The sequence below is a fragment of the Sphingopyxis sp. genome (assembly GCF_050725615.1).
Classification (GTDB): domain Bacteria; phylum Pseudomonadota; class Alphaproteobacteria; order Sphingomonadales; family Sphingomonadaceae; genus Sphingopyxis.
In genome coordinates this window covers 1-11708 of the sequence record NZ_JBOHHU010000020.1, presented here as the reverse complement: position 1 = coordinate 11708, position 11708 = coordinate 1, and the positions used below count along the sequence as shown (strand labels likewise).

The window sequence follows — 11708 nt, the reverse complement described above, 5'->3', positions numbered from 1 at the left end:
CGTTAGCCGAAACTCCCGATCCAGCTTTGGAAGCAAGCGGAAGCCTCGGGCGTCATCACCCAGGTCCAGGCGGACCCTCCGTCGGTTCCGAGAAGCGTGAGGGCGCGCTGATATTGCATGGGAATTGGATGTTCAAAGGCGATAGCGTTGCTGTCCGCTCGATGCCGTTCTGGCGCGCCTTGGGCGATCCCACGCGCGAGCAGCGCCCAATTCCATTCGTCCCAATCATGAAGATCAAGCGCATAGTCCTGACCGCCCGCACGGAGGAGAATAATCGGGTTCCAATGATGCTCGTTGCGCCCTGGGCGCACGCCGCAATATGTACCGTCGAGCGTGGCGTTCGACCAGCGGCCCGAAGGCATCGCATCGGAATGGCGACCAAAATAGGCGTTCGCTGCATTCGGTGGCGCGCTGACGATACGAGCGGCATCGACGGAGATGGGTAAACCCTCGTGACGAACGGCCGAAGCTAGGAGCGCCCAATAATCAGCGAGCGAGCCCCCCATGCTCATCCCGCCGCGCCGCAAATGATGTGCTTCAAACGCTGGACGCCCGATCCAGTCACCGAAGGACATTACCTCCCGGTCGCCCTCATCCGGCCGATGGCGGGCGAGCAATCCGTCCGATACAAGATCATCATCATCATGCTCGCCGAGCAGAACGATATGTCCGGGCGCGACTTCGACGGCCGCTGGCATCGCGAGGACAATTGACGCCTTGCCATCGAGCCGCACCGGCACGAAGTCCCCTATCGCAATCAGCCGATCGAGGACATCGCGAACAGCGTCCCGCGCAATTCCCTCATCATAGCCCATCGCCGCGAGTTGCCGCAGAAGATAGGTGGTGACGCGCTGACGCGGCGGAGTCCGCCAAGCCCTGACGCAGCCCCGCGCCGAACTCGCGATCGATCCCGAGTTCGGCGTTTCACCACCAGCGTCAAAGCCCAATCTGAGGCGAAGCTCGGCTGGAGACAGTGCTTCAAGCATCGACACGCGCCGCCGCATCCGCCGCCTCGAGTACCGAACGAATGCGCTCATCGTGAGTGACCAGGATCAGCAGATGCCGCGCCCGACTGCACGCAACATAGAGATCGGCTAGCGAAAATCCGGGGCTGATGACGGCGAGATCATAGAGAATGACAACATCCGCCTCGAGACCCTTGAACGAACGGGCCGTCGAACAGAGGAGGCCCCGACCGGCGCGCCAATCGGCTGCGGAGGTAATGAGTTTTACGCCAGCGACTTCGGACGTCTTGGCCAAACTGCCATTGTCCTTCGCCGCAGGCCCGAGCAGCACAATCTGCTGCGGATCGAGCTTTTCGGTTTCGAGGAGCGTGCGCAGTTCTTGCGCGACGAGGCCCGCTTGGGCGGCAGGCGAGACTGCCCGCAACATGCGGATGTCGGCGCCGACGGGCGCCCCTGCCGGCGAGAGGGTTTCGATGGGCACAAGCTTCGCGCTCAACCGCGCGATCCGGCGCGTATTGCGGCAGTTCACCTTGAGCGAATAGCGTGCGGGGAAGTCGAAAGGCGGCGGGCTCGACGTTTCGCGGAGGCTTTGCGCCAGGTCCATGAAGACGAAGAGCGATCCCTTGTCGCCATCTTTGATCAGCGGGAAGAGACCGAGCCACCAGAGTTCGGCGAAGTCCTGGGCCTCATCGACGACGAGCGCATCGAATGGCGGCTCCTCGGCGACGTACAGGCTGGCGGTCGCTGTTTCCAATATCTGGGCGGCTTCCGCATCCCAGAAACGACGCGCTTCCCCAACGCCTCCCGGAATCTCGAAGGGCAATCCGGCCTCGACCGCGAGTTCGGCTGCCAGCGCGTGGAAGTGCCGGACATGAATGAGTTTCGCGAGTTCGGCGCGATCGGGATCGAGATCCAGCGTCTCGCGTATCCACGCCGCCAATTCCTTGTTGTAGCAGACGAGAAGACAACGTTTTCCTTCGCGAGCGAAAGCGAGAGCCCGTTCGACCGCCAATAATGTCTTGCCAGAGCCGGCCACACCCTCGACGAGCAATTGGCGATTCGTGAAGAGGCCGGTGAACGCGAGCGCCTGATTGTCGGTGAGTTCGAGGAGCTTTTCGCTAGCGGTTTCGATCTCGGGCGACAGCGGTCGCATGATCTTGAAACGTGGCATCAGCACATCGAGCATTTCGACAAAATGCTGTCGGCTCAGCTTGCCGGCTTTATCGGGAAATGCATTAAAAGCCTTGAGAATCATGTGCTCAAGGTCGGCCATGCGGTCGACATCGATCAAGATCTTGTCTGCAACATCGAGCGGAAGCATGCCCGTGGCGCGCCCATGTGGAAAGACGACCGCATAGCTGTAGCAGTACGACCATGGCATAATCCGTTTCCCGGTTCGTTCCTCGATCGCGTCGGTCAGTGCGTGCATGTTGCGACGTGCCTGCTCGAAGGGATTGTTGATCCTGCGCGAACCACTCGGGATTTTGCGATACCATTGATGCCCTTGGGCATACATTTCTTCGCCGCCCTTCACCTCAAGGACAAGCAGCCCATAACCGGGATGAAAAATGACGAAATCTGCTTCGCCTTCACGAAGCGGCTTGTCGGCATCGTCGCGGTCGGGACGGAGCCAAGGCAAAGAATGGACGACGCGATATTCGTCGGAGAGTTGATCGCGTAGTTGGATATAGACCTCGCGTTCGGAGCCGTGAACGATCTGGTCAGCGGGGACGTTGGGTATCATGATGGCCATGTCAGGCTCCGAGGACTTTGGCGTGGTGGCCCAGGATCTGTGATCCAGCCGCGAGGATTTCTTCGGGTCGGCAAGTCGGCCGCGCCGAGGCGTAGACAACGCGCATCCGGTCGCCTCCGGTCTGACCGCGAACGACCGCTAGGGTCACCGGAACTCCAGTGGCCTGAAACGCATGATCGTCGGTCCGCCGAACGATCGTCGGGAGGTTCGCAATCTCACGACTTCTGACGAACAGGTGCCAACTATGGCGCTTGTAGGGGCGCGCTTCGCCGAGCCGTGCAAGTTCGAGCGTGTCCACGTTGAGTTGGACAATGAAGGCGCCCTCGGGTGCGTCGGGCAGATCGGCGAATATAGCGGTCGGCGGCAGGGCCTCGCCGTCCCCGGCCAGCGCGCCGAGCGAGCGGTAAACGGGCACTCCTGCGGTCGCGAGAGCGAAAGGCGGCGGCACATCGTTCGCGCTCACTTCGACATCAAGCGCGCGCTGAACCGCAGCAGGCAATGCGCGGTCGACGAGCAATTGATCCAGAAAGCGGTCCCCCGCTTTAGCCCCGCGCGCGTGCGCGCGTTGCGAGCCCGCCTTCTCACGGATCAGCGGATGACTGAGGATCAGCGTGCGGTTCGCGTGATCGGGAAGCGTGAGTGCACCGTCGTCGCTGAGTGTCGCGGCCTGCTGAAAATCGTTGAGTTCGGTTTTCAGCCGGTGAAGGAGTTTGTCTTCAACCTCCTCGGGTATCCATGGACGCTTGTCATCCAGGACGTGCTTGAGAAATGACGCACCCAGATGGCGATCAAGATCGGCATGATCCCAACGATTCTTGTGCGACCTCAAACACTCGTAACAGGACGATTGGCATTTGCAGCCTTCGAGCAGCGCGAGCGCGTCGCGAAGGAGCGCAACCGGATCAGCGGCAGCACTTTGCACAAAGCCGGCGCCGCCCGGCGCATTGTCATAGAGAAATATCTCGACTTCGCTTCCCCGGGCACCCGCTTCGTTGAGGGCTGCACGGTGGCCGCCTCCAATATCAGCGGCATCGACGTCGAGCTTGTTCGCTGCAGCGATGCTGAGCGCTTCAGCGATCGTGGTGAGGACGATCCGTCCGGCGGTCGATCCCGCCGGAATATGAAGCTCGGGTCCGAGTTGGAACGAGAAGAGTGCGATGTCGGTCAGGAACTGGTGACCGAGCACGATCGGTCGGCGACCCCCATCGCAGAATTCGGGGTGCTTCCCATGATTGGGATAGGGACGCCTGTGCGATTTACCGGGGACAAGTTGCCCACCCGGCCAGCCAGTCGGCTCGGTTCGGCCGCAGACCGGACAGTAATAGAAGCCAGTATCGGCTTGTCCTTGCTTTCGAACCCCCAAATTGGTGACGACAAGTTCTTCCTTCGATGCCCAGGCAGTAAAGCCCGCACCGCTCTCTTGCTTGAGTTCGCCGAGCTTGTGATCGGCATTGAAGTGGGGTGCGGTGAGCTTTGCGCGCGTCGTGCGCGTCGGGAGGGGCGTTTCATCGCCGGGAAGCTCGCGCGGATCGTCATAGGGATGGGCGAAGCCTACGGGCACGACCCAGCGTTCGGCCGGCCCCATTCCAGCCTTCATTTTACAGGCAGGGCAGTCTTCGGTCTTGCCCCGAAAATGGTTAACCCCATCATTGTCTTCGAGCTTGGCATGACCGCAACGTCCACATTCATAATAGAGACGGTGCCGACGATAGGCGTTCACCCGATCTTTATGGAAGGGTGAGTAGATCGCCATTGATCGGAACTTCTGGCCATCGACCCAGACCTCACGACCAGGCGCATATTGGCTAAGAGCCTGGCTCAGGCCCGCTTGGGGTGAATAGGCGACATCGGCGCGATACGGCGTGCTCGACTCATCGAACACCGTGAACGAGACGACATCGGTCGGGAAAGCATAGCGAGGAAGAACCGCGCTTGCGAACAACTGGTCAAGCAGATTGAGCGGTTTGAGGGGAGCCTCGGGATTTGTCTCTGGCGCCGCTTCCAACGCTCCGCCACCATCTTCGCAATCACCGCCGTCAAAATGGTCGCTATCCGCGCCAAAATCGTCGACGCCAAGATCGAAGACCGGCCCCTCCTCGACCGCAATTTCAGCAGTGACTTCGATGAGTTCCTTTTCATCGGTTCCAGCCCCAGCGCGCTTAAGCGCCGCGAGCAGAGCGCTGGGAAGGCTTGCGAAATAGGCATCCTTCTCACCCTCAATTGCCTTATCGGGAATTACATCGCGCAGCGCCATATCGACCGCATCGCTCTTGTCCTTCAGCCATTGCTGGAGCCCGGAGAAGGTGAAGCCTGCGGGATCGGGCCTTCGGAATTCCGGCAATGTGCCAAGCGATTCAAAGATATTCGAGGCCCGCGCATTGGCGTCGGGCGGCGGCACCCCAATCCGTTCCTGTTGGAAGAGCGAGAGCATCAAAGCGAATGCGTGGCGTTTTGTGATCTGCTGGTTCTCGAGATTGAGGACGGGATCAGGCACGGGCCCTCCCACCATCGCCGCCGGATTGGCAAAGAAACGCTGATCATGGCTGTCGGAGCCTGCAAAGGTCAGGACCGTCGAAAGCGAGGAACCGCGACGACCGGCGCGACCAGCACGCTGCTGATAATTGGCGCGACCGGGCGGGACATTGCGCAGCGCGACGGCAGTCAGGCTGCCGATGTCGATGCCTACCTCCATGGTGGTGGTGCAACTCAGGATGTCGACCGCACCAGCTCGTTCGCCACGCGGTCCCGGCACGTCCAAATCCTGAAAGCGCAGTTCGTACCACTCCGCCCGCGAGAATGCCTGATCCTGCCCCGCATCGTTGAGTTGGGCAGTGTGTTCCTCGGCAACGAAGGGATAGGGAACGCTGCCATCGGCCTCAAGCCGCTCAACAAGTTTACGATAGAGATATTTGCGCGTCCGGAACACCGTGTCGGCTCGCGGATCGAGCGGGGCCGTGTCTTCGCCGCATTTGACGCAGGCCAAGCCCAGGATCGTGCTTTCCGGCTGCGCCAGCGTGCAATGCCCGCATCGACGCCAAGAGACGTCGGCTTCCGAACGGAGCCTGAGCTTCGCTGCGCTTAAGAAGAAGCCTTCGGCATTGTGGTTCTGTGCGAAAGTATCGGTGAGGAAGCGCGCCCAGCTATCTTGCCCGGCTTTCGATCCGAACTCCTGCCGATGCCACTTCTGCCCGAAACACTCCTCGAGAACGCCGGTAAAGCGCCCATTGGTCCGCGAGAAGCTCGGGCCATCTTTGGAATCGATCCACTCGCTTGGCGTACCTTCAAGCAGAACCGACCCGCTGGCGAGCGCAAGCGTCACCCAGAGTTCCAGCAACGCCTCTCGCCGCTCCGCGTCGCTACCAACATCCCCTGGTGGCGGTGAAAGGGTCTGCAAACGCTTGCGCTGGTTTTCGGTAAGGAGCGCACTCGGCGCGGCGAGCGCAAGCGGCAAGAGGCCGGTGTGGCGATTGGCGATAACGCGCGCGAGCGGTGCGCGCACCGATTTTGATCGCGTCTGATTCAGCGTCGCGGCCAGATCGATATAGTCGGCATGGTTGCCGCCATCGCGAAGGAATCGTTCGACTCGAGCGAGGTCGCGCGCAAACTCTCCATGCTCGGCACCGGGTAGACGGAAATTCACCCCGTGATGCGCGCAGGCGAACAGGATCGCAGGATAGGCATGCCCGAGCGGGATCGGCTTATCGAACCGATCTTCGAGAAGTTTCAGCCCGGCGAGCAGCAGCGGACGGATCGAGTCCTGGAGCGAATAATCCTTGAGCTTTCCTGACAAGCGTGACGCAGCCTGACGTCCATCCGAGAAAATTAGCGATTTGCGTCCCTGCAACGGCGACTTGGCCTCAGGACGTGCCGGTTGATCGAGAAGCTGGGCGCTGATCAGTTCCTGGAAGGGCTCATCACCCTTGGTTTGATGGTCCATGATCTGCGTACCACGCCCCTCGCAGTGCGGGCATTTTTCGAACTGGCCAGGCTCGACGCCCTTCGCGGGGCGCGGCAACCATATTTGTCGTGCATCGGGAGACTGTGAGCCAACCCGTCCCGTCGCCGGGTCGAGATAGTCGGCAACGCAATAGCTATCGGCATTGTAGCCCGGATCTTGGAGCAAAATATGAACGGGGCGCACGATGCCGTCGACATCCTCGATATCGCCGACATCTTCGGCCCAAAGAAAGTCGGGTGACGAGGGGTTGAGCGCATAGCCGCGAAAATAGGCCACTCCGCAATCACGGCAGGTGTGGAGTTCGAATGCGCGGGCGCCGCAGCGGCATTCCCGGTTCGACTGCGGATAGAGCGCACCAGTCGGGCCTTCGGGACTACCGGGCGGCAGTTCAGTACATGCCGTATCGGCGCAAGCCCAAAGCCCTGGAAGACCTCGAAACAAACTGTGGACGCGCGCAGCGAGCAAAGGTTGACCGTCGACCTCCGCCTTGGCGTAAGAGGCCAACTCGAGGAGCGCGTCGGTCGCGCGCTGTCGCAAATCGAGATCAAGGTCACCCGCGAACAGCTTGGCACCTAAATCGTCAAGGGCGATCGGCGCGATCGGATCCCTGGTTTCCGGATCGAAATCGCAAATGGCGCCGCCGGTCAGATTCACGAGCCGCCCGGTCACCGGAAGCTTATCGAGCGCAGTATAAACTAGGCGTTGCAGCGGGTCGGCAAGCACTTCGGTTTCGCTCTCGGTAAGCGCAAAATCTGGCGGACCCTCAATGCGGCCCGCGCGAACACCGCCTGGCGCATCGATTTCCACGAGCGCAAGATACTCTCCCTTGCTGAGTGTTTCGCGGCCGACGAGTTCAACCCGTTCTTCGACAAAGGCCAGCCCCGGGGTGAGTCCCAGCAGCCTTGCCTCGCCCTTCATCGCCCGCGTCGATCGAAGTGCAATATGTGAGGCGGCGAGCGCATCGACGCGGTGCGCCAAAAGCGGGAGCAAAGCTTCGATACGTTCTTTCGCGCGTGCGTCGCGAAGAATCTGCGGACGACATGCTGCGAGCGCTTCTGCGAGAGCGGTATCGCCCTGTCCAGAGGGCGTGCGCGGATGCTTCTTCCCACGAAGAACCTCGATCGTATCGACATCGCGTCCAACCAGTCCGCCGATAAAGCGCTGCGCCGCCTCGCCATCGGAAAAGGACGCGCTGGTTGCGATAACCTGAAAACGATCGGGACTGAGTCCCAGCCGGTTGCGCAGGCGGCGAATCAGAAGGGCAACCTCGGTCCCGCTTGCGCCACGATAGAGATGGGCTTCATCGAGCACGAACAGCAACTTCTCGTCGGGGTGGCGTGCGAAAAACGCGCGCGCTTCCTCGAAGATTGGCCGCTCGATCGGCCGCAGCAGCATATATTCCAGCATTGAATAGTTGGTAATCAGAAGATCCGGAGCCTGATCCTGAACCTCGTGCCGCAGTAGAAGTTCGGCATCTTCTGGCCTTTCGATAGCGCGCTGAAAGTTGCCGTTGGCGTCGAGCCAACGTTTTCCGCTACCGAGCCATCCGGTCATCCCGTTCTCCGCGCCCGGCTCGGACGGCTTCGAAGGCCAGCGTCCGCGATCACGCAATTCCTTGATGAGCGCTTCGCTATCAGAATTGGTCTGCGCATCCCGCTCGAGATCGCGGTAGAAATTGAGGCTGGTGAGACGACTTTGGTTTCGCGCTTGCGATCTGAGCCCGGGATAAAGTGATCGCCCAGTATAACGAGCGAACTTTGCGGGCCTTCCGCCTCGTTCGGTGAACCACCGGCGGACTGGTTCTGCTCCGAACAATGTGCGGAGGCGGCCAAGTTGATCGTTGACCAAGGCGTTCATCGGATAAAGGATGATGGCTCTGACGGCGCGCTCGGCGAACTGCGTCGGCTTCTCTGCGGCCTCCGCCGCCAGTTTCATCAGGATCGGTAGGAGAAAGGTTTCGGTTTTGCCAGAACCTGTGCCGGTCGTCGCGAGTAGCGAACGCCCGTCAACGCGACACGCGATCTCGAGCGCATCAGCTTGATGAGGATAAGGCGGGTCAAACAATAGGCGCCCACCCTCCTTAGTCCCCAGATGCGTCATCAACTCCGCCGAAGGGGCCGGAATCGCAAGGTCGGCAAATTTTCGGTCACCTTTGTAAATCGGCGTGCTTTCAATGAAAGCACGCTGCGAAATTGTACCGGATTCGTCGAGAATTGCCCGACGGAGATCTACGAGAGCAGGGTGCGAAATATGGTACGTTGCTTCGATGTACGCAGAAAGAGCGCCATGAAGGCGGTTAAGTTCGTTAAACACGCATCCCCCCGAACCAACAAATCGAAACGATTTAGCAAGCGATGTCTATTTATTCACCTAGATGTTGCAACGGAATTAAACCCTCATCTCGTGCTCGGCATCAATACCGATCTAACCTACCCTGTCAGATGAAAGGCCTCTCGATGAAGGGCCCTGCGTCTCATCTTCCGCATTGGCTCAGGAAATGCTCGGCCCGCCACGCTGCCGCCCGAACGCCCAGTTTACGCCGCCATCGCGCATGATGCCCGACACGCTCTTGCCGATATGCCGCTCCATCACCGGACGCCACGGAACCAGAACAAAATCGCGCGACCGCTCGACCAGGGCTTGCCGCCCGCTCGTCATATCGACTGCGCGGACCAACCGGCCCTGTATCAGTTCCTGCGGTCGGGTTTCGGTAAAGGGCTTGCCGACTTCATCCGATAGCTGGCTCGCGACGCGAATCAATTCGCGGCGCTGGAGGGACGTGAGCATATTGCGGCGATATACGGTTCGCCCATCCTGTTCCTCGGCCAGCCCCTCGGCAACCAGCCATTGCCGCCGCATGGCCTGTGCAGTGCTAACCTCGCGCCCGAAACCGGCATCGCGAAGCGGCACCGGGGCATCGGCAACCAATTCCCGGTCGAGCCACGTCGCGGCCTCGGCCCCCGGCAGTTTGTCGAGAGGCAGTGCCGATAGCGTTTTGACGGTGACGGGACGGTCGCGAAGCTCGCGCGCCTCGAACGCTTCCGTCTTGTCGAGATGGTCGGGCGTGATGATCCAGCTTCCATCGGGTTCGCGCTCGACGCTGCGGGCTACGCGCCGCATCGCTTCGAGACGTCGGACATGGGTTTCGGCAAAGCGTTCGCTGGCGGTTGGGTCGTGCCGCAAATGCGCGTCGATCGTATAGCGCCCGCCATTGGCGGCGGCGACCTCGGCTATGGTGCGATCGGCGGGGCGAACGCCGCTGCTGCGCGGTTCGATCTGCACGATGGCATCTTTCGGTATCAGGCTGACGGCCTCGCCCTTGCCGATCTCGGCGTAATGGCTGCGACCGTCGATCGCCTCGACGATGACATAGTGGCGGTCGGCATATTCGTCCGACAGCCCGCGCTCGACGACTCGGCCGACAAGGGGGCGGGCATCGGCGGCGGTCGGGTCATAGATGACCTGATCGGCCAGCGCGGGCGCGTTCCCGCGCGCTGCGTATGCGCGTTGCATGGTGCGGATAATGTCGCCCCGCTGGCCCATGCGGCGCAGCGTGTCGGCAAGGTCAGGGGCGAGACGCCAATGCGCCGCGCCGTGGCGGGTCGCCAGCCCGAGACGTTCGAGCTTCTTGAGCCGCCCTATGCGGATAGCCTGATCGAAAGCGCCACGCGCATTGGAACTGACTAATATATCCTTGTCGGCCTCGCCCAGCATCGCGCGGTCGATGCTGGTCAACCGTTCCTGTTCGACCTCGGCGCGAAGCCGCTGCTCGATCGCATAATCGGTGCGCGGGCCAAGGTCGAGGTCGACCAATTCGCAGGCGCGTTCGCGCAGCCCGTGGCTGATATAGTCGCGCGCGATGACAAGATCGGCGCCGCGCTCGTCCTTCCCGCGCACGATGATATGGGTATGCGGGTGGCCGGTGTTGTAGTGATCGACCGCCACCCAATCGAGCTTGGTCCCCAGATCGTCTTCGACGCGCCGCATGAGCCTGCGGGTCAGCGGCTTGAGGTCGTCATATTCCATGCCGTCCTCGGCGCTGACGATGATACGGAATTGGTGGCGATCGCTCTTCGCCGGTTCGAGCCAGACATTACGGTCCACCGCGTCACCGTCGGCGCTATAGAGTTGCCCGCGTCCGCCCTCGCGGGTCGTGCCGTCGCGCTCGACGTAGCGCAGATGCGCCTTGGCAACGTCGAACCCGTTGCCGCCGAGTTTGACGGTGCGGACTTTGACGATGACGCGGCGCTGGCGAACCGCCGCGAAACGGTCGCGCGATGACAGGACGCGACCGACGCCGGCGCCGCGCCCGATACGGCTGCCGGTGAAAGCCGACTGCCGGGCGCGACCGGGTGCGCCGCCGCGCGCGAGATTGGCGGCGGCGATAACACGCGAGAGGAATTTGCGCGGACGCGGCTTCTGACCCTTGTCGCGGATGCGGCCGAGCCGCGGTTCAAAATCATCGCTGGTGGGCATGATCGGCGCCTTCGGTGGAGAGAAAGCCCGATCATGCGCGCGGCCCGGTAACATGAAAATCGGTGCCGCCGAATGTGGCGGAAAACCACCGATTTTCGGCGCACTGGCACTGTCGCCAGCAGGGTAGCACTGTTTTTCTTCCCCTTAAAAACGATGTGCAGACAACAGCTTAGGTATCGTCCGCATAAGCGGACGGTGCCGTTGCTTTATATCTTGCCCTAGCTTCCTCCCGCCCCCGCCCGCCATTTCTGCCCCATCCCGCGACCAAAAAAGGGGAGCGACGCCCGTCGGCGCCACTCCCGAAAATCGCTCCAACGACCACCGGATCACCTCTGCCAGCACGCCCGTTCGGCTTGGCGCTGCGCCCGGTCGCAACGCTTCCCCTTTCTTTCAGCCGCGCGCAATTCGGCCTCGATCTGGCGCCGTTCGGCCGCATCATCGCACCATGAAAGTTCGGCGCGCAACTCCTCGATTTGCTGTTCGATCGACATGATTTTGCTCCTCATCTTGCGAAAGATGAGGCTTCGCCCGGCGGCGGGCGGGCTGAGTCAAGGAC

Annotated in this window: 5 protein-coding genes; all 5 read right to left on the bottom strand. The window is 61.4% G+C overall.

All coding sequences use genetic code 11. The features are described from left to right. Positions 1-2 precede the first annotated feature (2 nt). Positions 3-986 carry a hypothetical protein gene (locus ACREB7_RS06600; RefSeq protein WP_431591498.1) on the bottom strand — a complete coding sequence of 328 codons (984 nt, stop codon included), beginning with the start codon at positions 984-986 and terminating at the stop codon, positions 3-5. Further along, a complete protein-coding gene (locus ACREB7_RS06595; RefSeq protein ID WP_431591497.1) occupies positions 979-2718 on the bottom strand; it encodes an NERD domain-containing protein in 1740 nt (579 codons plus the stop codon). The genes ACREB7_RS06600 and ACREB7_RS06595 overlap by 8 nt, the downstream gene beginning before the upstream one ends. 1 nt (position 2719) lies before the next feature. Continuing rightward, positions 2720-8989, bottom strand: a complete 6270-nt coding sequence (locus tag ACREB7_RS06590) for a DEAD/DEAH box helicase (protein WP_431591496.1) — start codon at positions 8987-8989, stop codon at positions 2720-2722. Between the two features lie 177 nt (positions 8990-9166). Beyond that, positions 9167-11152 (bottom strand): relaxase/mobilization nuclease RlxS, encoded by a 1986-nt coding sequence (rlxS, locus tag ACREB7_RS06585; protein WP_431591495.1) that lies wholly within the window; start codon positions 11150-11152, stop codon positions 9167-9169. Positions 11153-11478: 326 nt separating this feature from the next. Then, positions 11479-11643 (bottom strand): hypothetical protein, encoded by a 165-nt coding sequence (locus ACREB7_RS06580; protein ID WP_431591494.1) that lies wholly within the window; start codon positions 11641-11643, stop codon positions 11479-11481. Positions 11644-11708: the final 65 nt, after the last annotated feature.

Bases quoted from the DNA above. Each gene is read 5' to 3' on its own strand.
- ACREB7_RS06600 (WP_431591498.1), bottom strand. From the start codon at position 986: ATGCTTGAAGCACTGTCTCCAGCCGAGCTTCGCCTCAGATTGGGCTTT.
- rlxS (WP_431591495.1), bottom strand. From the start codon at position 11,152: ATGCCCACCAGCGATGATTTTGAACCGCGGCTCGGCCGCATCCGCGAC.
- ACREB7_RS06580 (WP_431591494.1), bottom strand. From the start codon at position 11,643: ATGTCGATCGAACAGCAAATCGAGGAGTTGCGCGCCGAACTTTCATGG.
- ACREB7_RS06595 (WP_431591497.1), bottom strand. From the start codon at position 2,718: ATGGCCATCATGATACCCAACGTCCCCGCTGACCAGATCGTTCACGGC.